This is a genomic window from Pseudomonas sp. VE 267-6A (genome assembly GCF_024126555.1).
Classification (GTDB): Bacteria; Pseudomonadota; Gammaproteobacteria; order Pseudomonadales; family Pseudomonadaceae; genus Aquipseudomonas; species Aquipseudomonas palmensis.
Genome location: NZ_JAMYBY010000011.1, coordinates 182,584 through 208,628, shown reverse-complemented (window position 1 = coordinate 208,628; position 26,045 = coordinate 182,584). Strand labels below are relative to the sequence as shown.

At 67.2% G+C, this 26,045-nt stretch carries 25 protein-coding genes; 14 read left to right on the top strand and 11 right to left on the bottom strand.

Annotation, left to right across the window (positions count from 1 at the left end; genetic code table 11):
- Window positions 1-16: 16 nt before the first annotated feature.
- Together NJH59_RS15240 and NJH59_RS15235 are read right to left on the bottom strand one after the other, a co-directional pair.
- Window positions 17-889, bottom strand: coding sequence for an alpha/beta hydrolase (locus NJH59_RS15240; protein ID WP_253086954.1), 873 nt, complete (start codon window positions 887-889; stop codon window positions 17-19).
- A gap of 18 nt (window positions 890-907) precedes the next feature.
- A complete protein-coding gene (locus tag NJH59_RS15235) occupies window positions 908-1,528 on the bottom strand; it encodes a LysE family translocator (protein ID WP_043860230.1) in 621 nt (206 codons plus the stop codon).
- Between the two features lie 188 nt (window positions 1,529-1,716).
- Here NJH59_RS15235 and NJH59_RS15230 point away from each other — a divergent pair, with 188 nt between their 5' ends.
- Both NJH59_RS15230 and NJH59_RS15225 read left to right on the top strand, forming a co-directional pair.
- Window positions 1,717-2,196 (top strand): GNAT family N-acetyltransferase, encoded by a 480-nt coding sequence (locus tag NJH59_RS15230; RefSeq protein WP_043860231.1) that lies wholly within the window; start codon window positions 1,717-1,719, stop codon window positions 2,194-2,196.
- A 9-nt stretch (window positions 2,197-2,205) separates the two neighbouring features.
- Complete coding sequence (locus NJH59_RS15225) at window positions 2,206-2,580, top strand: DUF2784 domain-containing protein (RefSeq protein ID WP_043860232.1); 375 nt, start codon at window positions 2,206-2,208, stop codon at window positions 2,578-2,580.
- Between the two features lie 80 nt (window positions 2,581-2,660).
- Here NJH59_RS15225 and NJH59_RS15220 read toward each other — a convergent pair whose 3' ends face one another.
- Window positions 2,661-3,635: a bile acid:sodium symporter family protein gene (locus tag NJH59_RS15220; protein WP_043860233.1), complete on the bottom strand. Its 975-nt coding sequence runs from the start codon at window positions 3,633-3,635 to the stop codon at window positions 2,661-2,663.
- A gap of 79 nt (window positions 3,636-3,714) precedes the next feature.
- Between NJH59_RS15220 and NJH59_RS15215 the strand changes: the two genes are divergently transcribed.
- The 9 genes from NJH59_RS15215 (at window position 3,715) to NJH59_RS15175 (ending at window position 14,433) form a co-directional block, all read left to right on the top strand.
- Window positions 3,715-4,521: a helix-turn-helix domain-containing protein gene (locus tag NJH59_RS15215; RefSeq protein ID WP_054914413.1), complete on the top strand. Its 807-nt coding sequence runs from the start codon at window positions 3,715-3,717 to the stop codon at window positions 4,519-4,521.
- Window positions 4,518-5,678: a class C beta-lactamase gene (gene ampC / locus NJH59_RS15210; protein ID WP_082405696.1), complete on the top strand. Its 1,161-nt coding sequence runs from the start codon at window positions 4,518-4,520 to the stop codon at window positions 5,676-5,678. The genes NJH59_RS15215 and ampC overlap by 4 nt, the downstream gene beginning before the upstream one ends.
- A gap of 2 nt (window positions 5,679-5,680) precedes the next feature.
- Entirely contained in the window at window positions 5,681-6,343 is a 663-nt protein-coding gene (locus NJH59_RS15205; protein ID WP_253086953.1) for a hypothetical protein, read from the top strand.
- 87 nt (window positions 6,344-6,430) lie between these two features.
- Window positions 6,431-7,765 carry a cation:proton antiporter gene (locus NJH59_RS15200; RefSeq protein WP_043860236.1) on the top strand — a complete coding sequence of 445 codons (1,335 nt, stop codon included), beginning with the start codon at window positions 6,431-6,433 and terminating at the stop codon, window positions 7,763-7,765.
- 143 nt (window positions 7,766-7,908) lie between these two features.
- A complete protein-coding gene (locus tag NJH59_RS15195) occupies window positions 7,909-8,955 on the top strand; it encodes a class I SAM-dependent methyltransferase (protein ID WP_104572512.1) in 1,047 nt (348 codons plus the stop codon).
- 189 nt (window positions 8,956-9,144) lie between these two features.
- Window positions 9,145-9,801 carry an ABC transporter ATP-binding protein gene (locus NJH59_RS15190; RefSeq protein WP_229590268.1) on the top strand — a complete coding sequence of 219 codons (657 nt, stop codon included), beginning with the start codon at window positions 9,145-9,147 and terminating at the stop codon, window positions 9,799-9,801.
- Window positions 9,798-12,254 carry an FtsX-like permease family protein gene (locus NJH59_RS15185; RefSeq protein ID WP_229590155.1) on the top strand — a complete coding sequence of 819 codons (2,457 nt, stop codon included), beginning with the start codon at window positions 9,798-9,800 and terminating at the stop codon, window positions 12,252-12,254. The genes NJH59_RS15190 and NJH59_RS15185 overlap by 4 nt, the downstream gene beginning before the upstream one ends.
- Window positions 12,244-13,323, top strand: a complete 1,080-nt coding sequence (locus NJH59_RS15180) for a lipocalin-like domain-containing protein (RefSeq protein ID WP_253086952.1) — start codon at window positions 12,244-12,246, stop codon at window positions 13,321-13,323. The genes NJH59_RS15185 and NJH59_RS15180 overlap by 11 nt, the downstream gene beginning before the upstream one ends.
- Before the next feature lie 57 nt (window positions 13,324-13,380).
- The gene (locus tag NJH59_RS15175) at window positions 13,381-14,433 is read left to right on the top strand and encodes a permease (protein WP_054914409.1); all 1,053 of its coding nucleotides are present in this window, start codon (window positions 13,381-13,383) and stop codon (window positions 14,431-14,433) included.
- A 39-nt stretch (window positions 14,434-14,472) separates the two neighbouring features.
- On the opposite strand, the gene mnmH is transcribed toward NJH59_RS15175, so the two are convergent.
- The 6 genes from mnmH to NJH59_RS15145 form a co-directional block, all read right to left on the bottom strand.
- Window positions 14,473-15,570 (bottom strand): tRNA 2-selenouridine(34) synthase MnmH, encoded by a 1,098-nt coding sequence (mnmH, locus tag NJH59_RS15170; protein WP_229590157.1) that lies wholly within the window; start codon window positions 15,568-15,570, stop codon window positions 14,473-14,475.
- Window positions 15,570-16,604, bottom strand: coding sequence for a selenide, water dikinase SelD (gene selD / locus NJH59_RS15165; protein ID WP_043860242.1), 1,035 nt, complete (start codon window positions 16,602-16,604; stop codon window positions 15,570-15,572). The genes mnmH and selD overlap by 1 nt, the downstream gene beginning before the upstream one ends.
- 73 nt (window positions 16,605-16,677) lie before the next feature.
- Window positions 16,678-18,306 (bottom strand): methyl-accepting chemotaxis protein, encoded by a 1,629-nt coding sequence (locus NJH59_RS15160; RefSeq protein WP_253086951.1) that lies wholly within the window; start codon window positions 18,304-18,306, stop codon window positions 16,678-16,680.
- Between the two features lie 188 nt (window positions 18,307-18,494).
- Window positions 18,495-20,423, bottom strand: a complete 1,929-nt coding sequence (locus NJH59_RS15155) for a methyl-accepting chemotaxis protein (protein ID WP_253086950.1) — start codon at window positions 20,421-20,423, stop codon at window positions 18,495-18,497.
- Window positions 20,424-20,564: 141 nt separating this feature from the next.
- Window positions 20,565-21,203 carry a TetR/AcrR family transcriptional regulator gene (locus tag NJH59_RS15150; protein WP_229590159.1) on the bottom strand — a complete coding sequence of 213 codons (639 nt, stop codon included), beginning with the start codon at window positions 21,201-21,203 and terminating at the stop codon, window positions 20,565-20,567.
- A gap of 123 nt (window positions 21,204-21,326) precedes the next feature.
- Entirely contained in the window at window positions 21,327-21,770 is a 444-nt protein-coding gene (locus tag NJH59_RS15145) for a bifunctional diaminohydroxyphosphoribosylaminopyrimidine deaminase/5-amino-6-(5-phosphoribosylamino)uracil reductase RibD (protein WP_043860246.1), read from the bottom strand.
- Between the two features lie 258 nt (window positions 21,771-22,028).
- On the opposite strand from NJH59_RS15145, the gene NJH59_RS15140 reads away from it, so the two are divergent.
- The 3 genes from NJH59_RS15140 (at window position 22,029) to NJH59_RS15130 (ending at window position 24,843) form a co-directional block, all read left to right on the top strand.
- A complete protein-coding gene (locus NJH59_RS15140) occupies window positions 22,029-23,279 on the top strand; it encodes a DUF1835 domain-containing protein (protein ID WP_229590160.1) in 1,251 nt (416 codons plus the stop codon).
- A 136-nt stretch (window positions 23,280-23,415) separates the two neighbouring features.
- A complete protein-coding gene (gene lpxO, locus NJH59_RS15135; RefSeq protein WP_054914404.1) occupies window positions 23,416-24,315 on the top strand; it encodes a lipid A hydroxylase LpxO in 900 nt (299 codons plus the stop codon).
- A gap of 183 nt (window positions 24,316-24,498) precedes the next feature.
- Window positions 24,499-24,843: a carboxymuconolactone decarboxylase family protein gene (locus NJH59_RS15130; protein ID WP_078481264.1), complete on the top strand. Its 345-nt coding sequence runs from the start codon at window positions 24,499-24,501 to the stop codon at window positions 24,841-24,843.
- 19 nt (window positions 24,844-24,862) lie between these two features.
- On the opposite strand, the gene NJH59_RS15125 is transcribed toward NJH59_RS15130, so the two are convergent.
- Window positions 24,863-25,339: a GNAT family N-acetyltransferase gene (locus NJH59_RS15125; protein ID WP_043860250.1), complete on the bottom strand. Its 477-nt coding sequence runs from the start codon at window positions 25,337-25,339 to the stop codon at window positions 24,863-24,865.
- A gap of 58 nt (window positions 25,340-25,397) precedes the next feature.
- On the bottom strand, window positions 25,398-25,934 hold the full coding sequence (locus tag NJH59_RS15120) for a hypothetical protein (protein ID WP_043860251.1): 537 nt from the start codon (window positions 25,932-25,934) through the stop codon (window positions 25,398-25,400).
- Window positions 25,935-26,045 lie beyond the last annotated feature (111 nt).

Genomic DNA, 26,045 nt, shown 5'->3' with positions numbered 1-26,045 from the left:
AATGGACAACCTGCCATCAGCCTAGCAGGTAGGTTTGCACCTCGTGCGCACAGGCCTGCGGATCTTCCTGCATGAAGCAGTGCCCGCCGGGCACCTCGCGCAGCCCGACCCTTGGGTTCAGACGCGCCCAGCGCGCCAGCGACACGGGTACGAAGGGATAGGTGGTGATGCCATGCAGCACCCGTGCGGGTGTCTGCACCTGGGCCAGGGCAGCCCACAGCCCGCGCGGGAACGAACTGAACACGTCCACTTCGCGCGCAGGCCGGCACTTGAGCACTACCCCTTCGCCGCAGTCGCCGATGGCGTGGTCCACATAGGCCTGCAGCGCCTCGTCGTGCCAGCCCTTGAAAATGCCGCGCCCGTGCAGCGCGGCGTAGGCCGCCTCGCGGTCGGGCCAGTGGCTGCGCCGGGTGGCGGCCTTGCGTGCCAGGCCGTGGCGACGGTGCATGCCGAACAGCGTGGCCACGCTCATCACCCCCAGCATCGAGCGGCTGAACACCACAGGGTCAAGCAATACCGCCCGCTGAAACAGGCCCGGTTCCAGCGCCAGCATCAAGCCGGTCAGCACCCCGCCGAAACTGTGGCCCATGGCAAAGCACGCCACCTGCCCGTATTCGCCGCGGCCTGCCTGGAAGGCCTCGATCGCCAGCGCGGCGCTGCGGTTCCAGCCCACGAAGGCGCCGCCATGATCGCTGTCGCCATGGCCCTGCACATCGCACAGCCACAGGTCGAAATGCTCGGCCAGGCGCTCCAGCAGCGGCTGGTAGGCCAGGCAGCAGAACCCGGTGCCGTGGATGAAATGCAGCAGCGGCTTGCCGCTGGCAGGTGAGCGCCAGCCGCGCAGGGTGAAGTGTTCGGCGCAGTCATGCGACCAGGGGATCAGTTCCATCGGGACTCGCTGTGGGGGTTACACAAAACCGGATTCTACAAACAGCAGTGGATACAGCGATAGCACCAGCAGCGCGGCCATCAGCCAATTGAATAGCTTGAGCCAGCGTGGGTCCTGCAGCACGGTGCGCAGCGCGCTGCCGAACATCACCCACACGCACACGCTGGGCAGGTTGACCACGGCGAACACCGCGGCGATCACGATCACGTTGGTCAGGTAGCCCTGGCTGGGTGCATAGGTGGTGATGGCGCCCACGGCCATGACCCAGGCCTTGGGGTTGACCCACTGGAAGGCTGCCGCGCCCCAGAAACCCAGGGGCTTGCGCGTGCCGGGCTCGGCGCTGGTCAGCGGGCCGGAATTGGCGATCTTCCAGGCCAGGTACAGCAGGTAGCTGGCGCCCACGTAGCGCAGCACGCCGTAGGCCAGCGGATAGGCCTTGAACAGCTCGCCCAGGCCAAGGCCCACCGCCAGTACCAGCACCATGAAGCCGATACTGATGCCCAGCGCGTGGGGAATGGTGCGACGCACACCGAAGTTCACGCCGGAGGCCAGCAACATGGTGTTGTTGGGGCCGGGGGTGATCGAGGAGACGAAGGCGAACAGCACGAAGGCCATCAGCAGGTTGAGCGAGGTGAGCATGGCGGGTGTCCGGCGGTGTGTTGTTGTGAAGTGACACTAACCAAGTCGGTGCGCAGCGCTGCGATACAGTTGGGGGCAATTGTGGCACTACACTTGGCGAGCCCTCACCACCCTCCAGGCTTCCCGTGCCCTCGAGGGGCAATTGCCTTAGGATAACCCTCCTCGATTTCCGGAACAGAAGCCCCGCCATGCCCGTACATATCCGCCCCGCGCGCGTCGAAGACGCCAGCCAGATCCTCACCTTCATCACCGAGCTTGCCGAGTACGAGCGTGCCCGCCACGAGGTGATCGCCACGGTCGCCGATATCGAGCGCACGCTGTTCGGCGAAGGCAGCAGCACCCAGGCGCTGATCTGCGAGCGTGACGGCCAGGCCATCGGCTTTGCGGTGTACTTCTTCAGTTATTCGACCTGGCTCGGCACCCAGGGCATCTACCTCGAAGACCTGTACGTCACGCCCCAGGCCCGCGGCACGGGTGCGGGCAAGGCATTGCTGCGCCACCTGGCGCAGGAGGCCTGTGCCAAGGGCTGCGGGCGCCTGGAGTGGAGCGTGCTGGACTGGAACGAACCGGCCATCCAGTTCTACAAGTCCATCGGCGCGCAGCCGCAGGACGAGTGGGTGCGTTATCGCATGGAAGGTGAAACGCTGCGCAGCTTCGCCCAGGGTTGAGACCACGCCATGTTCTTTCGATTGGCCGCCGACGGGCTGGTACTGTTTCATCTGACGTTCATCGTGTTCGTGATGCTGGGCGGGTTGCTGGTGCTCAGGTGGCCGCGGCTGTGCTGGCTGCACCTGCCGGCCGTGACCTGGGGCGTGCTGGTGGAGGTGCTGCACCTGCCCTGCCCGCTGACCGAATGGGAAAACCGCCTGCGTGCAGCGGCGGGTGACACCGGCTACCCCGACAGTTTTGTGGAGCATTACCTGATACCGCTGATCTACCCGGCCAAGCTGACGGCAGGCATCCAGCTGTGGCTGGGGGCATTGGTGTTCGTGGTGAATGCGGGGGTCTATGCGTGGTTGTGCTACTCGCGCAGGCGCCGTGCCTTGCGGTGAGTGCTCAGGCCGCTTCGCCGGCAAGGCCGGCTCCTACGGGAGCCTGCCTTGCCGGCGAAGTGGTCACCACAGCACCTGAATCAGGCGCTCACCTCCTCCCGCGCCGCATAGCGCTGCGCCAGCACCGCACACACCATCAGCTGGATCTGGTGGAACAGCATCAGCGGCAGAATCATCGCGCCAATAGCCCCCCCGGCAAACAGCACCTGGGCCATCGGCACACCGGTGGCCATGCTTTTCTTGGAGCCGGCAAACAGGATGGTGATGCGGTCTTCCACGTTGAACCCCAGCCGCTTGCCCAGCAACTGCGTGCACCACAGCACCACCGCCAGCAACACGCAGCACACCAGCGCCAGCCCCAGCAGCCGCACCAGCGGCACCGACTGCCACAACCCGCTGATCACCGCGTCGCTGAACGCGGTATACACCACCAGCAGGATCGAGCCCTGGTCGACGGTCTTCAGCCAGCGTGCATTGCGAGCCACCCAGGCGCCGATCCAGCGCCGCGCCAGTTGCCCGGCCACGAACGGCACCAGCAGTTGCAGCACGATCTTCAACACCGCATCGAGGTTGGACCCGGTATCGCCCTGCACGCCCATCAGCACCATCACCAGCAGCGGCGTCAGCACGATGCCCAGCAGGCTGGAGGCCGCCGCGCTGCAGATCGCCGCCGGGATGTTGCCCCGCGCCAGCGAGGTGAAGGCAATCGCCGACTGCACGGTGGCCGGCAACGCGCACAGGTACAGCACGCCCAGGTACAGCTCGTCGCCCACCAGCGGCAGGAACAGCGGCTTGAACAGCATGCCCAGCAGCGGAAACATCACGAAGGTGCAGCCAAAAACCAGCAGGTGCAGGCGCCAGTGCCCTGCCCCGGCCGCCACCGCCTCGCGCGACAGCTTGGCGCCGTGCAGAAAGAACAGCAGCCCGATGGCCAGGTTGGTCAGCCAGCCAAACACCACCGCGCCCTGGCCCTCGCAGGGCAGCAAAGTGGCCAGTGCAATCACGCCGAGCAGGGCCAGGGTGAAATTGTCGAACAGCAACCGCAGGTGTTTCATGTCACGTCCTGTCTTGTTATTGAGATGGCGCAGACGGTAAGGTTTCTTTTCTTTTCCGACTAACGACAGAACCCCAAGAGTGTCGCCCAAAGGACAACCCCACGCCCCGCGCATCCCGCCCCTGAGCGAGCTCAAGGTACTGCCGCGCCCGCTGTACGGGCAGGCGCAGTCGCTGGCCAACATCGCCCTGGGCTTTCGCCACAAGCATGCCTGGGGGCAACTGTCGTATGCGGCCCAGGGCGTGCTGCATGTGCACACCGGCGCCGGACGCTACGTGGTGCCGCCGCAGCGCGCGGTGTGGATCCCGGCGCATACCCCCCACCAGGTCAGCTGCGCCGACGACACCTGCATCCGCAGCCTGTACATCGAGCACAGCGTGTGGCCGGGCACCCAGTGCCGGGTGATCGGCGTGAATGCCTTGCTGCGCGAGCTGATCCGCACCTTCAGCGGCCTGCCGGTGGCCTACGACACCGAGGGCGCAGACGGGCGCCTGGTCGCCGTGCTGCTCGACCAGCTGGCCAGCGCCCCACAGGAAGACCTGATTCTGCCGCTGCCCCAGGACACCCGCCTGCGTGCGCTGTGCCGGCGCCTGCAGGCACACCCCGAGGACAGCACCGGGCTGGCAGCCTGGAGCCTGAAGTACGGTGTTTCGGAAAAGACCCTGAGCCGGTTGTTTCTGCGTGACACCGGCATGACCTTTCGTACCTGGCGCCAGCGCATGCGCCTGCTCAGTGCGCTGCCAGCACTCAGCCGCGGCGAGCGCGTCACCGACGTGGCCCTGGCCTGCGGCTACGAATCGCTTTCGGCCTTTATCGCCGCCTTTGGCAAACAGTTCGGCCTGTCACCGGGCGAATTCCTCCAGACCCACCGGAAACCCATTACGTGAACCTGTTCAAACCGCATCACCTGCTGAGCGCCCTGCTGCTGGCCAGCCCTGCCGCCTGGGCCGCCACCGTGCCTGACAACCTCGACAACCTGGTGGAGGCCGCCAGCCAGGCCGTGATGCAGGAGCACGCGATACCCGGCATGGCCGTGGCCCTGACAGTCAATGGCCAGCACCACTACTACGACTTCGGTGTGGCCTCGCGCGACAGCGGCCAGGCCGTCGATCGCGACACCCTGTTCGAACTGGGCTCGATCAGCAAGACCTTCAACGTCACCCTGGCGGCCTATGCCCAGGCCACCGGCAAGCTGAAGCTGACCGACAGCCCGGCCAGCTACCTGCCCGAACTGCGCGGCCGGGCCCTGGAAAACACCACCCTGCTGAACCTGGCGACCCACACCGCCGGCGGCTTCCCGCTGCAGTTGCCGGACAGCGTGCACGACAACGGGCAACTGATGCGCTACTTCAAGCACTGGACCCCGAGCTACCCGGCAGGCACCCGGCGTACCTATGCCAACCCGAGCATCGGCCTGCTCGGGGTGATCAGCGCCCGCCAACTGGACATGAGCTACCGGTCCGCCCTGCAGGACCTGCTGTTTCCGGCGCTGGGCCTGAACAACACCCATCTGCAGGTACCTGCCAACTGGCAGCGTATGTACGCCCAGGGCTATACCCGCGACAACGTCCCCGCCCGGCTGAGCCCTGCGGTGCTGGCCGACGAAGCCTACGGGGTGAAGTCCAGCAGTGACGACCTGCTGCGCTTTGTCGAGGCGAACATGGGCCTGGAGAAACTCGATACGCCCCTCAAGCAGGCCATTGCCGCCACCCATACCGGCTACTACCAGGTGGGCCCCATGACCCAGGACCTGATCTGGGAACAGTACCCCTACCCGGTCGCATTGCAGACCCTGCTCGACGGCAATGCCAGCCGCATGGCCCTTGAAACCCTCGACGTCACGCCGCTGCAACCCCCGCTGGCCCCGCAGCAGGCGGTGTGGATCAACAAGACCGGCTCCACCAACGGCTTTGGCAGCTACGTGGCGTTCGTGCCCTCGCAGCGGATCGGCATCGTGATCCTGGCCAACAAGAACTACCCCAACGAGGCGCGGGTGAAGCTGGCCTACCAGATCCTCGGCGCCTTGAACGAAGGTAGCCACTGACCGTGAGCAAACCGGTACGCGACACCCTCAAGCTGCTGTTGCTGCTGGCCGGGCTGTGGGGCTTCGCGCGCCTGCCGCCGAGCCTCGGCGCTAACCTGATACTGGTCGGCGGGCTGGCGGCCGGCGGCATCTATGCGCTGCTGAACCTGTCGCGCCTCTTCGCCTTTCTCAGCTACTGGCCAGGGTCGTTGCTGTACAGCGTGGTCGTGGTGTACCTGTGCAAGCTGTCTGCGCAACGGATGCTCAATGCGCGCTTTGGCATCGAGGTGGACTACCTGGACAACGCGGCGGTGGTATATGGGGCGCTCTATTCCATCCCGTTCTCGCTGATGCTGCTGGGGGTCTACCTGCTGTTGCCCCAGTGGCTGCGCAGGGCGGCTGGCAGACTACGCCCCGGCGCCGCCCCGGCCCCGGCGCAGAAAGTGCCGACGTTCGAACCCTTCTTTGCCGCGGCCCTGGTCTGTTGTGCGGGGTTTGCCCTGCAGCAGCTTGACGAGGGCCTGGAGTACGCCCTGATCGTCGATGCCATGCCCGCCTCCAACTGCGGCCCGGTCGACGCGGGCACTGCATGGCTGCGCAAGAACCACAACCAGTGCTACAGGCTGCAGGGCAACCCGCTCACCGGCACCTTCAGCCTGCAGCAGGTCGACAGCCCGGCGCCCTGATGCTGCGTGCAGTGAACCTCTGCCGCACCGCGCCCCTCGAATGCTCAGGGGCCAGCGTTGGCCCGACCCCATGCGACGGTGCCTTCGATGAGTTTTACCCTGTGGATCGCCGTGTTCGGCGCCGTGTTGCTGATCCTGGCCCTGACCTCGTCGTACCTGCGCTGGATGCCGGTGACCACCTCGGCGGTGTGCCTGCTGCTGGGCATCGGCATCGGCCCGCTGGGGCTGGGCCTGTTGCACCTGGACCTGGACCACGCCGCCGGCTGGCTCAAGCACCTGACCGAAGTCGCGTTGCTGTTCTCGCTGTTCATCAGTGGCCTGAAGCTGCGCCTGCCGCTGCGCAGCCGTGTCTGGCGGGTGGCATTCGGCCTGGCCGGCCCGGTGATGCTGCTGAGCATCGGTGGCTTCAGCGTGGTGCTGCACTACCTGGGTGACATGGCGTGGGCGCCGGCCCTGCTGATCGGCGCCATCCTTGCGCCCACCGACCCGGTGCTGGCAGCGCTGGTGCAGGTCAACGATGCGCAGGACCACGACCCGCTGCGCTTCGGCCTGTCGGGCGAGGCCGGGCTCAACGACGGCGTGGCCTTTCCCTTCGTGCTGCTGGGCTTGCTGCTGGTGCAGGGCCAGGCCGTCGACGGCTCGGCGCTGTTCACCTGGTTGTGGCGCGACCTGCTGTGGGCGATGCCGGTGGGGTTGCTGGTGGGCTACTGGATGGGCAAGTTGCTGGGGCGCCTGACCCTGACCCTGCGCATCAGCCATGCCGACAGCACGCTCACCCCCAACGACTACCTGGCACTGGCGCTGATTGCACTGGCGTATGTGGTGGCCGACACCCTGCACGCCTATGGGTTTCTGGCGGTGTTTGCCGCCGGGCTGGGGCTGCGCCAGGCCGAGGTGAGCTTCACCGGCGGTTCGCAGACCCCGTCCGAGCACCTGGCGCAACCGGTGGCCGGGCACCTGGAAGCCGCGCCGGAGAATGCGGTGCATGGCGACCTGGACAACCTCGAAGACACCCAGGTGGCGGCCGGGGTGATGATGGGCGACATGCTTGCCTTCGGCAGCCTGGTGGAGCGGGTGATGGAAGTGTTCCTGGTAACCGTGCTCGGCGTGGCGCTGGCCAGCCACTGGGACTGGCGCGCACTGGGCTTTGGCCTGGCGTTGTTCTGCGTGGTGCGCCCGTTGAGCGTGTTGCTGATGCCTTGGGGCAGCCTGCTCGACCTACGCCAGCGGCTGATGGTCGGCTGGTTCGGCATTCGTGGCATCGGCAGCCTGTTCTACCTGTTCTACGCCCTGAGCCACGGCCTTGGCGGCACGCTTTCGGCGCAGTGCCTGAACATCACGCTGTCGGTGGTGGCGTTGAGCATCGTGGTGCATGGCCTGAGCACGCAACCGATGCTGAACTACTACGGGCGGCGCGGCTGACCGCCCCTGCTGGCGAAATTCCCTTGGCACTTGACCTGCTGCCCCCCTGAACTAGAGTCAAAGGCTGCCCATCAAGGACAGATGGCTGCAGATAGGCGACGTTATCTACGCGTTCAAGGAAGCCAACTAACGGAGTAGTGGCAATGAGCAAACCTGCATCGACCCCTTTCATCCATACCCTTATCAACGACCTCGGCGCTGCCGCGATGTTGCCCAACATCATGCTCGGCGAAGAACTGGGCCTGTACCGGGCCATGGCCGACGGCCAGCCGGTGACCGCCCAGACCCTGGCCACACGCACTGGCTGCAATGCCCGCCTGCTTCGCGAATGGCTCAACGCCCATGCCGCCTCTGGCTACATGCAGCACAACGACGAACATTTCAGCCTTGACGAGCAGCAGGCCCAGGCCCTGGCCCATGAGGACTCCGCCACCTACATTGCTGGCGGCACCCAGGCCATCGCCTCGATGGTGCTCGACAAGGACAAGCTGGTGGCGGCGATGCGCGGCGACGGTGGCCTGGCATGGGGCGACCATCATGCGTGCATGTTCGGTGGCGTCGAGCGCCTGTTCCGGCCTGGCTACCGCAACCATCTGGTCGGCAGCTGGCTGCCGGCACTGGAGGGTGTGGTGGACAAGTTGCACGCCGGGGCCCTGGTGGCAGACATCGGGTGTGGTCTTGGCACCTCGACGCTGCTGATGGCCGAGGCCTTTGCGGCTTCGCATTTCGACGGCATCGACTACCACGCGCCCTCGGTGGCCACTGCCGGTCAACGGGCCAGGGACAGCGGCCTGACCGAACGGGTGCGCTTCACCCAGGCCAGCGCCAAGGACTACCCTGGCCGCGATTATGACCTGGTGTGCTTCTTCGACTGCCTGCATGACCTGGGCGACCCGGTGGGTGCGGCCCGACATGCCTGGCAGGCACTCAAGCCGGGGGGCACGCTGTTGCTGGTGGAGCCGTTTTCGAATGATCGGCTGGACGACAACCTCAACCCGGTGGGGCGTTTGTTCTATGCGGTCTCGACGTTTCTGTGCACGCCCAATTCACTGTCGCAGGAGGTGGGTTTGGGGCTTGGCGCGCAGGCGGGTGAGGCGCGCATTCGGGGTGTGCTTGAAGAGGCGGGGTTCAGCCACATGCGCCGGGCGTGCGAGACGCCGTTCAACCTGATACTGGAGGCGCGCAAGTAGAGGCGACGCGGCAATCGGGTGTCGAGCCACCAGGGCTGACAACTGCGATCCTGCAGGCCAGGGTGCGTTGCAACCAATGTAGGAGCCGGCAAGGCCGGCTCCCACATTTTTAAAACCACCCTGGCCCGCAGAATCGCCATGGCACAACCCGATGTACCCACCTGCCCCAACCTGGCCTACCCTTCACCCATGCTCATCGTCGAAAACCTGCACAAGACCTTCACCACCGCCCAAGGCACCCTGCCGGTGCTGCGCGGTGTCGATCTGCACCTGCCCGCCGCCACCAGCCTGGCGCTGATGGGCGAGTCCGGCAGCGGCAAGAGCACGCTGCTGCACCTGATAGCCGGCCTCGAACGCCCCGACAGCGGGCGCATTCTGTTCGACGGCCAACCGCTACACACCTGCACCGAAGCCGGGCTCGCCCACTGGCGCCGACAAGGCATCGGCCTGGTGTTCCAGCAATACAACCTGATCAGCAGCCTGGACGTGGCCGCCAACCTGGCCTTCCAGGCGCGCCTGGCCGGCCGCCATGACCCGGCCTGGGTCACCCACCTGGCCGAGCGCCTGGGCCTGGCGCCGCTGCTGCAACGCTACCCCGAGCAACTCTCCGGCGGGCAGCAGCAACGCCTGGCAATCGGCCGCGCACTGGCCTCGCGCCCCGCGCTGGTGCTGGCCGACGAACCCACCGGCAGCCTCGACGAAGCCAGCAGCGAAAACGTGCTCGACCTGCTGCTGGAGCTGGTCGGGGCAAGCAACAGCAGCCTGCTGATGGTCACCCACAGCGCCCACCTGGCCACCCGCCTGCACCAGCGCCTGACCCTGCACCTGGGCCGGGTACGCGCATGATCGGCCTGTGCCTGCAGGCGCTGCTCAGCCACTGGCGGCGCCACCCCCTGCAATGCGCCAGCATCCTCACTGGGCTGTGGCTGGCCACCACCCTGTGGGCCGGGGTCCAGGCGCTCAACCAGCAGGCCCGCGCCGACTACGCGCGGGCCAACGCGCTGCTGACCGGCGCAGCGCAGGCGCAGGTGAGCCCGCGCCACGGCGAACGCTTCGACCAGCACGCCTACATTCAATTGCGCCGGGCCGGCTGGCCGGTGTCGCCGGTGCTCGAGGGCCGCCTGCGCTTTGCCGGCGCCGAACCGGTCAGCGTGAAGCTGCTGGGCATCGAGCCGCTGAGCCTGCCACCCGGCAGCGCCATCGCCGGCCAGGCCGCCCAACGCATCGACCCCGCCGCCTTCATCGGCCCACCGGGCCAGGCATGGATCGCACCCGACACCCTGCAGCGCCTTGGCCTGGCGCCCGGTGCCGAACCGCTGAGCGGCGACGGCCAGCGTCTGCCGCCGTTGCAGGTACAGGCGCAGCTGGCCCCGGGGGTAATGGTGGTCGACATCGGCCAGGCCCAACGCCTGCTGCAGGCACCGCAACAGCTCTCGCGACTGCTGATACCCGCCGGCTACACCCCGCCCGCGCTGCCCGAGGGCCTGAACGAGCTACTGGTGGTGCAGGCCGCCAGCGACACCGACGACCTGCAACGGCTGACCGAAAGCTTTCACCTCAACCTCACTGCGCTGGGCCTGCTGGCCTTCCTGGTAGGGCTGTTCATCGTGCATGCGGCCATCGGCCTGGCCCTGGAGCAGCGCCGCAGCCTGTTGCGCACCCTGCGTGCCTGCGGCGTGAGTGTGCGTGCGCTGGTGACTGCCCTGGCCATCGAACTGGGGCTGTTCGCGCTGCTGGCCGGGCTGGCCGGGGTGGCCTGCGGTTACCTGCTGGCCAGCCTGCTGCTGGGTGACGTGGCCGCCAGCCTGCGCGGCCTGTATGGCGCCCAGGTGGCCGGGCACCTGAGCCTGCCGCTGCACTGGTGGCTGAGCGGGCTGGCCATCAGCCTGCTCGGGGCAGCACTGGCCGGTGCCGGCAGCCTGCTGCGCGCCGCGCGCCTGCCGCTGCTGGCGCTGGCACAGCCCCAGGCCTGGCGCCAGGCGCAGGTGCGCTGGCTGCGACGCCAGGCACTGCTGGCGCTACTGCTGCTGGCCGTGGCCCTGGGGTGCTGGCGCTGGGGCGCGAGCCTGCCGGCGGCCTTCACCCTGCTGGCCGCCTTGCTGCTGGGCGCCGCGCTGATGCTGCCGCTGCTGCTCGATGGCGCCCTGGCGCTGTTGCAGCGGCTGTGCCACCGGCCGCTGGCGCAGTGGTTCGTGGCCGACAGCCGCCAGCAACTGCCGGCCCTGGCACTGGCGCTGATGGCGTTGCTGCTGGCGCTGGCCGCCAGCGTCGGGGTGGGCAGCATGACGTCCGGGTTCCGCCAGACCTTTCTGGGCTGGCTCGATCAACGGCTGTCGGCCGAGCTGTACGTGACCCCGCATGACACCGCCCAGGGCCTGGCCATCGCGGCCTGGCTACCCACCCAGCCAGGGGTGCGCGCCGTGCTCGCGCAGTGGCGCACCGAAGTGCGCGTAGGCGGCGCCCCGGTGCAAGTGCAGGGGGTGATCGACCACCCGGCCTACGCGCAGCACTGGCCGTTGCTCGAACAGCGCAGCGAGGCGTGGCGCCAGTTGGCCAGCGGCGCCGGGGCGATGCTCAGCGAACAGTTGGCACGGCGCCTGGCGCTGGGCCTGGGCGATCGCGTGAGCTTGCCCGGCGCTGCACCCCTTGACGTGGTGGCCGTATACGCCGACTACGGCAACCCGCGCGGGCAGGTGCTGGTGAACGCCGACTGGCTGCGGCGCACCTGGCCCGAGGCCACGCTCAACACCCTCAACCTGCGCGTGGCGGGCGAGCAGGTGGCGACGCTCAAGGCCGCGCTGCAGCAACGCTATGCGCTGGACGCCACCCGGCTGGTGGACCAGCGCACCCTAAGGCGCTGGTCGGTGGAGGTGTTCGAGCGCACCTTCGCCGCCACCGCCGCACTCAACAGCCTGACCCTGGGCGTGGCCGGCGTGGCCCTGTTGATCAGCCTTTTGACCCTGGGCCAGAGCCGGCTCGGCCAGTTGGCGCCGCTATGGGCACTGGGCGTCAGGCGCCAGCACCTGGCCTGGCTGTCGCTGGGGCAGACGCTGCTGCTGGCCAGCCTGACCGTGCTGCTGGCAATTCCCCTGGGCCTGCTGCTGGCCTGGTGCCTGGTGGCGGTGGTCAACGTGCAGGCGTTCGGCTGGCGCCTGCCGTTGCAGGTGTTCCCTGGCCAGCTACTGCAACTGGCGCTGCTGGGCCTGTTCACCGCCCTGCTCGCCGCCGCCGGCCCCCTGTGGCAACTGGCCCGCCGCCAGCCCGCCGAACTGCTGAGGCACTATGCCGATGGAACCTAGACACTGGGGCGTCCTGCTGCTGTGCCTGCTGCTGGGCGCCTGCGACCCCTCGCCACCGCCACCCGCCGGTTTTGCCGGCCTGGGCCAGGACGCCGCAGCCTTTGCCCCGGTGGTGCGCGGCCAACCGTTGCAGTTCCCGCGTGACCACGGCGCCCATGCGGGGTATCGCATCGAATGGTGGTACGTGACCGCCAACCTGCGCGATGCACAGGGCCGCGACTGGGGTGCGCAATGGACCCTGTTCCGTTCGGCGCTGCGCCCCGGCGCCGAACAGCCGGGCTGGGCCAGCCCCGTCGTATGGCTGGGGCACGCGGCGTTGAGCGGGCCGTTTGGCCATCAGTTCAGTGAAACGCTGGCGCGTGGCGGTGTCGGCCAGGCGGACGTGCAGGCGCAACCGTTCAAGGCCTGGATCGACGACTGGTCGCTGCAGGCGGTGGGCGGCCAAGGCATCGAGCAGTTGCAGATGCGCGCAGGCGGCAAGGGCTTCAGCTACGACCTGCAACTGAGCAGCCTGCAGCCCCTGGTGCTGCAGGGCGATCAGGGCTACAGCGAGAAGTCCGGCCAGGGCCAGGCGTCGTATTACTACAGCCAGCCGTTCTATACAGTGCGCGGTGAAGTACAGCACGAGGGCCGGCGCGTCGAGGTGACCGGCAACGCCTGGCTCGACCGCGAATGGAGCAGCCAGCCGCTGGCCCCCGACCAGCATGGTTGGGACTGGTTTTCGCTGCACCTGGACAACGGCACGCGGCTGATGCTGTTCCAGGTCCGTCAGGCCGATGCACAACCGTACCGGGCAGGCACCTGGATTGCCGCCGACGGCAGCAGCACCGCGCTCAACGGTGCGCAGATCGTGCTTGAGCCGCTGGCCCGCACCCAACTGGTCGACGGCCCGCAGGTGCCCACGCGCTGGCGGGTGCAGGTGCCCGACCGGCAGCTGGACATCGAGGTCGACGCCCTGGTGCCGCAGGCCTGGATGGGCACCCGCTTTCCCTACTGGGAAGGCCCGGTGAAGGTACAGGGCAGCACGGCCGGGCGTGGCTACCTGGAAATGACCGGCTATTCGCGCTGAGCGCCACCGACGCAGCGGCTATTCTTGCCTGAACGCCCACCTGCCTGGAGTTGCACCATGCCTGGCCTGTCTACTTCCGCCCCCCGTGGCTGGACGCAGTGGTGCAAACCGCTGGCGTTCCTGCTGGTGGCCGCCATCGGCCTGTACTACGTGAAATGGTCGCCCTACTACGCCAAGTCGTTTGTTGCCGCCGACAGCCACAGCATCGGCGCCTCGATCCTGGACGATCACCAGTACGCACCGCTGACGGCAGCGCTGGCGTATGCCCAGGTGTACTTCCTGGCCATCTGGAAGGCGGCGCTGCTGGCGGTGATCCTCGGCTCGCTGGTTCAGGTGCTGATACCGCGGGACTGGCTGCTGCGCCTGTTCGGCAAGGCCGGGCTGGGCTCGACCCTGCGTGGCGGCCTGTTCGCCCTGCCGGGCATGATGTGCAGTTGCTGCGCGGCACCGGTGGCTGCCGGGCTGCGTCGGCAGAATGTGTCGGTAGGCGCGGCGCTGGCGTTCTGGATCGCCAACCCGGTGCTCAACCCGGCCACGCTGGTGTTCATGGGCTTCGTGCTGGGCTGGGAGTTCAGTGCCCTGCGCCTGGTGGCGGGTGTGGTGCTGGTGGTGGGGGTGTCGCTGTTCGCCCAGCGCATCTCGCGCCCGGACGTACTGCCCGAACCCGCGGTGGACGCGGCCAATGTGGCCAGTACCCCGGTGCCCGGCAGCCTGCTGGCACGCTGGATGAAAACCCTGTGGCAGCTGTTCTGGACCACCATCCCGATCTATGTGCTGGCCGTGCTGGTACTGGGCGCGGCGCGGGTATGGCTGTTTCCGCATGTCGAGGGCGGCATGGGTTCAGGGCTGGTGTGGCTGGTACCGCTGGCGGTGGTCGGCACGCTGTTCGTGATCCCGACGGCGGCGGAAATCCCGATCGTGCAGACGCTGATGGCCCTGGGGCTGGGCACCGCGCCGGCGGTGGCATTGCTGATGACCTTGCCCAGCGTGAGCCTGCCGTCACTGCTGATGCTGCGCACCTCCTTCGATACGCGGGTGCTGGTGTGGGTTGCGCTGCTGACGATGCTGGTGGGGGTGCTTAGCGGGCTGGTTGCGCTGCTGGTGCTCTAGGGCCGGCGTGCACCGCCCCCACAGCACCGGCACAGGTGCCTACAGCCGCCTTTCGCGCAGGTAGGCCAGCACCGCGGCCCGATCGCCGGCGAACTCGATGCGCGCCGCCTTGGCATCGCGCTGGTAGGCGTACATCGGGTCGTAGTACTCGCTCAGCAGGCCCTCGATCCACGCACGGTGCAGCTCCACCGCGCCGCTCGCACGCTGCACCTGCAACGCCGCGTCCATCGCCGCCGCCAGGCGCTGGTAACGCTCGCCACCCAGGCGCCGGACAATGCCCGACAGGCTCTCGCGCAGCCGCCCGGCAAAGTGTTCGAAGCCCTGCTCCGGCCCGTGGGCCAGCACGAACTCGGCGCACAGGTCGATCACATAGTCCTGCAGGATTCGTTGCACGCGGCATTCCAGGCTGTCTTCGAGCCACACCAGCGGCGCCTGCTGCATGCGCCGGTACAGGCCCAGCGGCACCGCGCGGCTGCCGATCATGCGCCCCTCGTCCTCAAGCACGAACTGCTCGATGCCGGCGTTGCGCTTTTTCAGCAGGTCCACCGCCAGGGTGTTTTCAAAACCGATCTGCGCCGGCTGCGCAGTGGCATGCCGGCCGAAGCTGGAGCCACGGTGGTTGGCGTGCCGCTCCAGGTCCAGCGCATTGTCCAGCTGCGCCAGCGCCTCGGTCTTGCCGGTGCCGGTCATGCCGCCCAGCAGCACGAAATCGCACTGCGCCACGGCCTGGTCGCCAACCTCCAGCAGAAACGTGCGCAAGGCCTTGTAGCCCCCGCGTACGCGCCGGTAGCGGATACCGGCCTCATCGCGCAGCCACTGCTGGGTGATCTGCGAACGCAGGCCACCGCGAAAGCAGTACAGCAGGCCATCGGGGTTGGCTCGGGCGAACTGCGCCCAGGCCTGGATACGGGCCTGGCGCAGCGCCCCGGACACCAGCTGGTGCCCGAGCACCATTGCCGCCTGCTGGCCATGCTGCTTGTAGCAGGTGCCCACCTGCTGGCGCTCGTCGTCGTTCATCAACGGCAGATTGCTGGCGTGGGTGAACGCGCCCTTGTCGAACTCGACCGGTGCGCGCACATCCATCAGGGGCACATCGTCGAGAAAGATCGAACGGTAGTCGGTGCAGTCGTCGTGCATCAACACACCTCGACCGCATGGGTGCCGCGCGCCACCAGCGTGCCGATCGGCGTCAGCGCCAGGCCCTGTGCCTGCGTCAGCTCGAGAAACGCCGCCTGCCCTTCGGGCGCCACCGCCACCAGCAGCCCGCCACTGGTCTGCGGGTCGCACAACAGCAGCTTGTGCGCCTCGCTCAACGGGCCGATGCGCTCGCCATAGCTGTCGAAGTTGCGCAGCGTGCCACCGGGTACGCAACCCTGCTCGATGTAATGCTCGACACTGGCCAGGCGCGGGACCTGCGCCGCTTCCAGGCGCGCGGTCACGCCGCTGCCATCGGCCATTTCCACCAGGTGCCCGAGCAGGCCGAAGCCGGTGACGTCGGTCATGGCCTTGACCCCCTCCAGGCGCGCGATCTGGCTGCCGATACGGTTGAGGGTGCACATCTGGTCACGCGCCAGCCCCACGTCTTCGGCGCGCAGCAGGCCCTTCTTCTCCGCCGTGGTGAGCACGCCGATGCCCAGCGGCTTGGTCAGGTACAGCTGGCAGCCGACGGTGGCAGTGTCGTTGCGCTTGATGTGGCGCTTGTCGACGATGCCGGTGACCGCCAGGCCGAAGATCGGCTCGGGGGCGTCGATCGAATGCCCGCCGGCCAGGGGAATGCCGGCCGCATCGCACACCGCGCGCCCGCCGCGGATCACCTCGCGGGCGATCTCCGGGGCCAGCACGTTGACCGGCCAGCCCAGGATGGCGATGGCCATCAGCGGGTCGCCGCCCATGGCGTAGATGTCGCTGATGGCGTTGGTGGCCGCAATGCGGCCGAAATCGAAGGGGTCGTCGACGATGGGCATGAAGAAGTCGGTGGTCGAGACCACGCCGCGCTCGTCATCGATGGCATACACCGCCGCATCGTCGCGCGAGGCGTTGCCCACCCACAGGCGCGGGTCGAGGTTCTGCGCGCCGCTGCCGGCGAGGATCACCTCGAGCACCTTGGGTGAAATCTTGCAGCCACAGCCGGCGCCGTGGCTGTACTGGGTAAGGCGTACTGGTTCGTTCATCGGTTGTCCCCCGGGTTCAAGCCCCTGAGTCTAAGGCAGGGGACCCGGGGGCGCTACGTGATGGTGGCTACTGCTAGACCTTGAACTGGGTCACCAGCAGGTTGAGGTCGACCGCAAGGCCTGCCAGCGCCTGGCTGGCGGCATTGCTCTGGCGTGCACCGGCCGCGGTCTGGATCGACAGGTCACGGATGTTGACCAGGTTGCGGTCCACCTCGCGGGCCACCTGGGCCTGCTCCTCACTGGCGCTGGCGATCACCAGGTTGCGCTCGTTGATGCCGGTGATGGCCTGGGTGATCTCGTCCAGGGCGTGACCGCACAGCTGCGCCACTTCCAGGGTGGCGTGGGCGCGCTGGTTGCTGTTGCGCATTGCCGTGACCGCCGTGCCGGTGCCCTGCTCGATGGTCCCGATCATGGTCTCGATCTCCTGGGTGGACTGCTGGGTGCGGTGCGCCAGCGCCCGAACCTCGTCGGCCACCACGGCGAAGCCCCGCCCGGCATCCCCGGCCCGGGCCGCCTCGATGGCGGCGTTGAGGGCCAGCAGGTTGGTCTGTTCGGCAATCGCGCGGATCACTTCCAGCACCTGGCCGATGTTGCGTACATCGTCCGCCAGGTGCTCGACCTGCTCGCAGGTGTGGGTCACGTCGTCGGTAAGCTGGCCGATGGAGTCGACGGTGCGCTGCACCTGCTCGCGGCCGTGGTGGGCGGTCTCGTCGGTCTGGCGCGAAGCCTCGGAGGTGCTCACGGCGTTGCGGGCCACCTCCTCCACGGCCGCCGTCATCTCGTTCACCGCCGTGGCCGCCTGCTCCACTTCGTCGTTCTGCTGCTGCAGCGCGCGATTGGAGTCGTCGGTGGCAGCCTGCAGCTCTTCGGCGGCCGAGGCCAGCTGGCTGGAGGAACTGGCAATTTTCTGCAGCGTGCCGCGCAGGCTGCCCTGCATGTCGCGCAGCGCCAGCAGCAGACGCGCCGGCTCATCCTTGCCGCTGATGCTGATCTCGTCGCACAGGTCGCCACCGGCGATGGTCTGGGCAATGCCCACGGCTTCGCCCAGCGGGCGCACGATGCTGCGCGTGAGCAGCACTGCCAGCGCCACGGTCAAAGCCAGCACCACGGCCAGAATCGCCAGCACCAGGCTGATGGCGCCATGGAATACCTCGGTGCTGCGTTGGGCCGCCTGCTCCCCGCCCTTGTCGTTGAGCGCAATGATTTCGAGCAGGTCGGTGAGCATGCCGTCGGCATTGGTCAGGTACGGGCCGGCGTCCACCAGCGCGATGGCGTCGTCCTTGCGCCCCTGCTGCAGTAATTGGACGACCTTGTGCTGATCGGCAAGGTAGCGCGTCTTGGCCTGCTGGTAGCGGGCGAACGCGGCCTGTTCCTGCGCCAGGGTGATCAGCCCGGCATAGGTCGCCTCCTGGGTGTCCAGCTGCGCTTCGAGCTGGTGCAGACGCGTGATCAGGTCCTGCAGGTCGTCGCCGTCGCGCAGTACCAGCAGGCGCAGGGTCAGGGTGCGGATCTGGGTGCTGGTCAGCGCTACGCCGTTGGCCGCGACAATCGAGGGCAGCCAGTTCTGGTCGACCTGGTTGGACTGTTCGTTCATTCGACGCATTTCCAGCAGCGACAGGCCGCCAAGGGCCATCGCCAGCAGGGCAATCAGCGCGAAGCTGAGGCCGGCACGCAGGGAAATGTTGAGGGAGCGCAGAAGCATGGGGTGTTCCTTGTGGCTGCAAAAGTACAACCCGCGCCGGGACAGGCGGCGCGGTCAGGTTCTGCAGGCAAGGCGGTGAAGCGGGAGGGCAGTGTTCTTTATGAGTGCTTGCTCCACTGCCGGCGGGATCACTCGGCGGCAGTGAAGCCATGATATCACATTGACATTAATTGTAACGTTGTCGGTGGTCAGGACTTGAAGCGGCCCACCAGTGCGTTCAATTCGGCCGACAGCGTGGACAGCCGTCCGGAGTCCTCCTGCGCCGAGCTGGCCAGGCTTTCGACCAGGCGCGCTTCGTCGTAGATCTGCTGGATATGCCGGTTGATCTCCTCGGCCACACTGTGCTGCTCCTCGGCGGCGGCCGAGATCTGCAGGTTCTGGTCGCGGATCTCGTTGACCGACAGCTGGATGCCCTCGAAGCTGTCGCGCGCGCTTTCGATGGAGGTGACACTGGCCCGGGACAGGTCCTGGCAGCTTTGCATCTTCTGCGATACCTCCTGGGTCTTGCTGGCGAGGGTACCGAGCAACTGGTCGATTTCGCCGGTGGAGTCGGCGGTGCGCTTGGCCAGCGCGCGCACCTCGTCCGCCACCACGGCAAAGCCGCGGCCCTGGTCGCCGGCGCGGGCGGCCTCGATGGCGGCATTGAGCGCCAGCAGGTTGGTCTGCTCGGCGATGGCGCGAATGGTGCCCAGGATCTGGTTGATGCTGCGGCTGCCCTCCTCCAGCTCGACCATGGCCTGGGACGACTCGCTCAGGCGGTTGCCAAGGCGGTTGACGTTCTCGGTGGTCAGCTCGATCTGCTGCTTGCCTTCGGCCACCCGGCGATGCCCGCTTTCGGCGGAATCGGCGGCGTTGCTGCACGAGCGGGCCACCTCGTTGGCGGTGGCGACCATTTCGTTGAATGCGGTGGAAACCAGCTCCACCGCTTCACGCTGGCGCCCGGCCGCCTGGTTCATGTTGGTGGCCACCTCGCTGTTGACCTGCGAGGCGTCGTGCAGGTTGGTGGAGGCTGCGCCGATGCGCTGGATCAACTGGCGGATGGCCGCCAGAAACCGGTTGAACCAGCCGGCCAGCTCGGCGGTTTCATCCTTGCCCTGCACAACCAGGTCGCCCTCGCCCTCGGCAATCGACTGCAGGCCCGTGCTGACCTGGCCGATGGGCTTGACGATCACCCGGGCGAACGCGGCGCCGATCAGCGCGAAGAAGATCGCCAGCACCACCACGATGATCCCGGCCAGGTAGGTCATGCGCGTGGCGGCGCCCATCACTTCGCGCTGCTCGATCAGGCCCACGAAGCGCCAGCCCAGGCCTGGGGAGGTCCATACGTTGGCCATGTAGCGAACCCCGTCGATCTCGACGTCGGCAGCCCCCTGTTCGGTGGCCGCGAGCCTGGCGTAGGGCTCGCCCAGGTCCTTGAGCGGCTTGAAGCTGTGCCCGTCGTCGCGCGGGTCGACCAGCACCACACCGTCCTCGATCAGCATCACGTAGCCGCTTTGACCCAGCTTGATGCTCTTGACCAGTTCGGTGAGGTTCTTCAGCGAGACGCTGACCACGAACACGCCGCGGGGCTTGCCGGCGCCGTCGAGCATGGCCCGGGCGGTGCCCACCAGGGCCACGTCGTCCTTGTCGTAGTAGTAGGCCGGGGTGCGCACGGTCTTGCCGGGGCTGGCCATCGCGGCCTTGTACCAGGGGCGCTGGCGCGGGTCGTAGTTGGCCAGTTGCGGGTCATCCGGCCACTTGGCGTAGGTGCCGTCTTCCAGGCCGATGGACAGGATGGCCGCCGCCGGGTGGGTGGCGCCAAAGCGTGCAAAGGCGTCGATCACCCCCTGGGCCGGCGCTGGCAGGGGCTGGCTGGCGGCGTCGGCAGCGCGGTAGTCCTTGAGCGTCTGCACAGCGCTGTATACAGGATCGGCCGACATTTGATCGACGTTCTGCTGCATCCCGTCGAAGAACTGGCGCATGTTGCCGTCGATCTGGCGTATTTCCCGGGTGCTGCCATCGATGAACTGCTCAACCGCCTGGGTGCGGATATTCATCACGCTGACCACCGCGACCACCGTCACCGGGATGAAAGCCACCAGTACAAACGCAAGGACCAGCTTGTTTTTTATATTCATCGCGCGCTTCACCCTCCCCGGGCATGAGGCGCCAGTCACCCGTGCAGCGTGAGTTCTGGCAATTTGCTATCACCGCTGTTTCGGCTGGGGAGGTGAAAATCTTTAATACAGTTTCGTGTACAAAAAAATGCAGGATTGTTTCTAGTTGGTCGGCCGCATGGGGCGCGGCGCCGGCATGCCAGGCGTCGCGCCCTGCAGCACCAGGCGGGTGATGGTGGCGGCCGCCAGCGCGTAGTCGTCGCCCTGGGGCACATGCACGCCCGTGAGCTGGGCCATGCGCCAGCCGAAATTGGTGTAGGTGCGGGTGGCCGACCAGATGAACAGCATCAGGTGTTGCGGGTCGACCGGGGCGATCAGGCCGCGTTTGATCCAGCTGTTCAGGCAGTGCACGTTGAGCTGCGCCTCGGCGCGCAGCAGGTCGCGGCACACCCCTGGCAGTTGCTTGGCCCCGTGCAGCAGCTCGCTGCTGAACACGTTGGAGGTGTACGGGTGGTCACGCACGATGCGGATGCGCGCCTGGATGTAGGCCGGCAGCGCCACCTGCGGGTCATCGCTGGCGCGCAGCACGGCGGAGGCCGCGAGCAAGGGTTCCAGAAAGGCCATCAGCACCCGGGTGTAGAGGTTTTCCTTGGTCTGGAAGTAGTAGTACAGGTTGGCCTTGGGCACGCCGGCGCGGGCCGCAATGTCGCGGGTCTGGGCGGCGTTGTAGCCCTTGCTGGCGAATTCCTCGCTGGCGGCCTCGAGAATCAGCTGCTGGTTGCGTTGACGAATGCTGGACATGGCGATGGCACTTCGGGGAAAGACCCTCGCAATATACAAAAATACATAGCGATGAGGCTATGCATGCCAGGTTGCGGGCGCGCCTTCGCCGGCAAGGCCGGCGGCTGGAGTGGGTGGGGCGCCTCAGGCCTCGGCCAGCAGGTAGGTGCGCAGGTCCCTGGAGACCTCTTCGGCCAGCAGCCCGACGATCACCTCGACACCGGCCTGGCGCAACAGGCGAACCCCGGCCCCGGCATTGCGCGGGTCCGGGTCGAGCATGCCGACGAACACCCGCTCCACCCCCTTGTCGATCAACGCCAGGGCACACGACGGGGTGCGCCCCTGGAACGAACAGGGCTCCAGGGTCACATACGCTGTCACACCCCGGCCCCCTTCCGGCAATTTCGCCAACGCCATGGCCTCGGCATGGGGCTGCCCCGGCGGTTGGGTGTGGCCCTGGCTGATCACCTGGTGATCGCGGACCATCACGCAGCCCACCGGCGGGTTGGGCCGGCACGCCGGCAAGGCACGGCGCCCCTCGATCAGGGCCAGTTGCATGAAATCGCTGTTGGAAGGGAGTATCGGCATAAGGTCCTTGCCCAGTGGGTTCCAGAATGAGCGAAGGCGACAGGGTACTCCTGCTGCACGGCGAGGGCACGATTTCTCCCGCATAGTGCGCTCACGCCGGTTGCCCGTTGTCGCTGCCGGCGGGCTTCGCTATAGTCACGCCCTGGCGTTCTCCGCGCCTGCCGTCCGCGCAAAGGGCCACGCCCCGGTACAGAACAGCCTCATTCGTCGATACGACTCCCGGCCTGCAAGCGGACAAGGCCCGACCCAGGAGATCGTATGCTCGCCGCCCTGCCCCCGCACATCTGCCATGACGGCAGAATCAACCTCGAACACCAGCGCAAACGCGCCAAGACCCTGCTCAGGCACCTGCTGGCCGGCACTGCGCCGGCGCACTTCAAGCCCCTGCCCCACACCCGCGCCCCACGCCTGGCCGATGCGCAGTGGCTGATCGCGCAGGAGCTGGGCTTTGCCAGCTGGCCAAGGCTCAAGGCGCATGTCGACGCCATCGACTTTGCCGCACGCAACCCCGGCTTCGAAGCCGACGACGAAGCCCGCAGCGTGCATTGGCGGTGCGGCAACGACATCGCCCATACCCTGCGCCTGGCCGGTTTCAAGGGGGCCTTCCATACCTTCATCGACCCGCTGTGCATGGGCCCGGTACCGGCACTGCCGGCGCAACCGTTGCTCGCCCTGCGCAACGACTACATCAGCCGCGTGTTCGGCATGCCAGAAGCCGACGTGGCGCGGCGCAGTGCCGAGGAGTACGCCGCCCTGGCGCAGCTCGACGGGTGCCCGCACGCCGTGCTGTGGTGCGAGGCGGATGCCTATGACCAGTTGTTCCTGATCCGCGTGCTGGCGGGCATCGAGCAGTTGCCCGAGTGCCTGGAACTGATCGAGATCAGCCAGGTGCCGGGTGTGCAGCGTTTCATCGGCATCGGCCAGCTCGCGCCGGACCTGCTGGCCTGGCTGTGGCCCCAGCGTCGGCGCCTGGACGAGGCAGCGCTGGCGCTGGCCCGGCGTGCCTGGGCGGCGTACTGCGCGCCCTCGCCACTGGCCTGGGCGCAGCTGGCCCATGCGCCAAGCCCGGCACTGCCCTTGCTGGCGCCGGCATTGCTGCGCCAGTTGCAGGAACTGCCGGGGCTGGCCGACGGCCTGTCGCTGACCGAGCGCCTGGCCCTGGGCATCGTCGCCGAAGCCGGCAGCCTGGCGTTCGGCCGGGTGTTCGCAGAGCTCATGGGCAGGCGCGAGCCACTGCCGTACCTGGGCGACCAGATGTTCCATGCGCTGATGCGCCCGCTGATCGATGCGCCCACGCCGTTGCTGTTCGAAGCGGACGTTCACCTGCCCTGGCCGCAACGCAGCCTGACCCTCACGGCCCTGGGCCAGCGGGTACTGGCAGGTGACGCCTACTGGCTGGACCAGGCGGCCCCCGAACGCTGGGTAGGCGGTGTACGCCTGCAGGCCGGGCTGGCGCACTGGGCACTTGATGCCCATGGCCAGCCGGTGTGGCGCCACCAACCGTCCTGATGCCTGCCGAACGACCGCCGACCTAGCCAAAGGTCGGCACCCCAAAACGTAACAATATGTACAAAGCACGCGGTTGATTGTTTATGCTGGCCTGCTCATGCCATGGCGCATAGCCACATCGACCTGTTAATCGACCATGAAAATCTTTCTTGTTCTACTGTTTGTCTTCTCCATCGCCTACGTGCACCTGCGCGGGCGCGTGCGGCACAAGTTCACCCGCCAGCTGGGCGATCACTCCAGCTTCCTGGCCCCGATCAACGTGTTCCTCTACCTGTTCTCCCGGCTGCCGGCCAAGCCTTACCTGCCGGTGGAGGCCTTCCCCGAGCTCAAGCCGCTGCAGGACAACTGGCAGGAAATTCGTGCCGAAGCCCAGCAACTGCTGCACGTGGGCGAAATCAAGAGTTCGCAGAGCCATGACGACGTCGGCTTCAACTCGTTCTTCAAGAGCGGCTGGAAGCGCTTCTACCTGAAGTGGTACGGCGAAAGCCACCCGTCGGCCATGAAGCTGTGCCCACGCACCACCGAACTGCTGCAGGGCATCGGCACGGTCAAGGCGGCGATGTTCGCCACCCTGCCGCCGGGCTCCAAACTTGTGCGCCATCGTGACCCGTATGCCGGCTCCTACCGCTACCACCTGGGGCTGGACACGCCCAACGACGAGGCCTGCTATATCTGCGTCGACGGCGAGAACTACCACTGGCGCGACGGCGAGGCGGTGATGTTCGACGAAACCTACATCCACTACGCGGCCAACCACACCGAGCACAACCGCATCATCCTGTTCTGTGATGTGGAGCGACCGCTGAAGTACCGCTGGGCGACGGCGTTCAACCGCTGGTTCAGCCGCAAGGTGATGGCCGCCGCTGCGGCGCCGAACGATGCGGGCGACAAGACCGGCGGGATCAACCGGCTGTTCACGCGCATCTACAAGATCCGCGAGCGCGGCAAGGCGCTGAAGAAGCGCAACCGGCTGCGCTACTACCTGGAGAAGTGGGCGGTGGTGGCGCTGTTGCTGCTGGTGTTCATCTATATCTGAGGTGGCCCTTTCGCCGGCAAGGCCGGCTCCTGCCGGCGGCGCGTGAGCCTGTGGGGGCCGGCCTTGCGGCAAAACGGCCCCTACCAAAGTACGCCCCCACCCCGACCATCGACCAACGGCGCCCCAGTGCCGAAAAAACTAGCTTCACTGTTCATTTTGTCGCAACACAAAAAGGTGAAGACGATGAGCATGATGGACTGGGATGGCTACCGCAAACAGCTGATGGCCGGTATCGGCGACCTCAAGCAACTCTCGCCCGGCACGGTCGACGGCTACATGACCGCCAGCGGCGCCGGGGCCAAGACCAACCACCTGGACGCAAAGACCCGCGAGCTGATCTCCCTGGCCGTGGCGGTGACCACCCGCTGCGACGGCTGCATTGCGGTGCACTCGGCGCAGGCGGTCAAGCAAGGCGCCACCCGTGAGGAAATCGCCGAGGCCCTGGGCGTGGCCGTGGCGATGAACGCCGGCGCCGCCCTGGTGTACTCGGCGCGCGCACTGGATGCGGTGGGCAAGGCCGGGGAGTAACCCGGCCTGGGGCCTGCGCTCAGGGCTGCGCAGGCCGCTCCATCAGCACCACCTCGATCGGGTCGCCGCCCACCCCGTGGGAGAAGAAGTCGCGCCCCTTGGCGACAAACCCGTGACGCTGATAGAAGCCCTCGGCATTGAGCGTGGACTCGACCTTGATCACCTCCACACCCGGCGCCCGGGCCTTGGCCAGGCCCGCCTCCAGCAGGCGGCTGCCCAGTTGCTGGCCGGCCGCCTGCTGCAGCACGAACAGGCGCGTGACTTCGCCAGGTTCAGCATCGACAAAACCGACCACCGTCTCACCCTGACATGCCACCACCATCGAGCCCTTGGCAATGGAACGCTCGTAATCCTCATGGGTTCGCTGGCCCATCCAGCCGCGCAACTGCTCATCCGAATAGCGCCCACCCGCCAATTGCGTGATCGACTGGTGCGTCACCGCAAATACCGCTGCCCCATCGCCGGCCCGGGCCGCGCGCAAGGTGATCGACTCCATGGGTTCCCTTCCCCTGTGAATGCATGAGCCGCCACTCTAGCCGGCCTGCACGGTGGCCTCAACCACCCGGGTTGGTGAACTGGATGTACAGGCAGAAGCTGCCCAGCAGCAGCCAGAAGCCGATGAACAGCCAGGGCGTGCGCATGGAGAACAGCAGCGACTTGCAAAAGCCCTTGTGGCTCGATTCCAGCTCGTTGAACAGCGGCGATTCGTCGTAGGCCAGGCCCATGGCCGGCTTGCTGTGCAGCAGGTTGCTCTGCTTGAAGTGCCAGTGATCGATGATCAGGTAGGCCGCGCGTATGCCCGGCCAGGCGTTGAGCGAGCTGACGATGCCAAGCAGCGCCATCAGGCACGGCACCACCAGGGTGAACAGCTTGCCCCATTCGGGGTTGAGGTTGGCCATCGACGAGGCAAAGGCGATCACCAGGAACGACTGCGCCGTGAGGTAGGCGTTGGTCCGGTTGGACAGCAGGCTGGTTTCGTACTGGATCTCGCGCCGGTAGAAGTCCAGGCGCTCCTTGGGCGAGCCGAACAGCAACGGGTCGTCTTCGTCGCTCGATTGCACGGGCAAGGGCTGGGTGATGATTTTCGACATGTCTGGGTATCCGCAACCAGTGGTCGAATTTGGAGCCCACCCCGGCGCCAGCGTTCAGTTGATTGCGCCGGTCGGGGCGCAATCCCTTAGAATGGCGCCCCACCCGCCCCC

Coding starts and splice junctions, on each gene's coding strand:
- NJH59_RS15180 (WP_253086952.1), top strand. CDS start 12,244: ATGGAACCTAGACACTGGGGCGTCCTGCTGCTGTGCCTGCTGCTGGGC.
- NJH59_RS15140 (WP_229590160.1), top strand. CDS start 22,029: ATGCTCGCCGCCCTGCCCCCGCACATCTGCCATGACGGCAGAATCAAC.
- NJH59_RS15175 (WP_054914409.1), top strand. CDS start 13,381: ATGCCTGGCCTGTCTACTTCCGCCCCCCGTGGCTGGACGCAGTGGTGC.
- NJH59_RS15220 (WP_043860233.1), bottom strand. CDS start 3,635: ATGAAACACCTGCGGTTGCTGTTCGACAATTTCACCCTGGCCCTGCTC.
- NJH59_RS15190 (WP_229590268.1), top strand. CDS start 9,145: ATGCTCATCGTCGAAAACCTGCACAAGACCTTCACCACCGCCCAAGGC.
- NJH59_RS15200 (WP_043860236.1), top strand. CDS start 6,431: ATGAGTTTTACCCTGTGGATCGCCGTGTTCGGCGCCGTGTTGCTGATC.
- NJH59_RS15130 (WP_078481264.1), top strand. CDS start 24,499: ATGAGCATGATGGACTGGGATGGCTACCGCAAACAGCTGATGGCCGGT.
- mnmH (WP_229590157.1), bottom strand. CDS start 15,570: ATGCACGACGACTGCACCGACTACCGTTCGATCTTTCTCGACGATGTG.
- NJH59_RS15145 (WP_043860246.1), bottom strand. CDS start 21,770: ATGCCGATACTCCCTTCCAACAGCGATTTCATGCAACTGGCCCTGATC.
- NJH59_RS15185 (WP_229590155.1), top strand. CDS start 9,798: ATGATCGGCCTGTGCCTGCAGGCGCTGCTCAGCCACTGGCGGCGCCAC.
- NJH59_RS15235 (WP_043860230.1), bottom strand. CDS start 1,528: ATGCTCACCTCGCTCAACCTGCTGATGGCCTTCGTGCTGTTCGCCTTC.
- selD (WP_043860242.1), bottom strand. CDS start 16,604: ATGAACGAACCAGTACGCCTTACCCAGTACAGCCACGGCGCCGGCTGT.
- NJH59_RS15125 (WP_043860250.1), bottom strand. CDS start 25,339: ATGGAGTCGATCACCTTGCGCGCGGCCCGGGCCGGCGATGGGGCAGCG.
- NJH59_RS15240 (WP_253086954.1), bottom strand. CDS start 889: ATGGAACTGATCCCCTGGTCGCATGACTGCGCCGAACACTTCACCCTG.
- NJH59_RS15160 (WP_253086951.1), bottom strand. CDS start 18,306: ATGCTTCTGCGCTCCCTCAACATTTCCCTGCGTGCCGGCCTCAGCTTC.
- lpxO (WP_054914404.1), top strand. CDS start 23,416: ATGAAAATCTTTCTTGTTCTACTGTTTGTCTTCTCCATCGCCTACGTG.
- NJH59_RS15225 (WP_043860232.1), top strand. CDS start 2,206: ATGTTCTTTCGATTGGCCGCCGACGGGCTGGTACTGTTTCATCTGACG.
- NJH59_RS15120 (WP_043860251.1), bottom strand. CDS start 25,934: ATGTCGAAAATCATCACCCAGCCCTTGCCCGTGCAATCGAGCGACGAA.
- NJH59_RS15150 (WP_229590159.1), bottom strand. CDS start 21,203: ATGTCCAGCATTCGTCAACGCAACCAGCAGCTGATTCTCGAGGCCGCC.
- NJH59_RS15195 (WP_104572512.1), top strand. CDS start 7,909: ATGAGCAAACCTGCATCGACCCCTTTCATCCATACCCTTATCAACGAC.
- NJH59_RS15155 (WP_253086950.1), bottom strand. CDS start 20,423: ATGAATATAAAAAACAAGCTGGTCCTTGCGTTTGTACTGGTGGCTTTC.
- NJH59_RS15230 (WP_043860231.1), top strand. CDS start 1,717: ATGCCCGTACATATCCGCCCCGCGCGCGTCGAAGACGCCAGCCAGATC.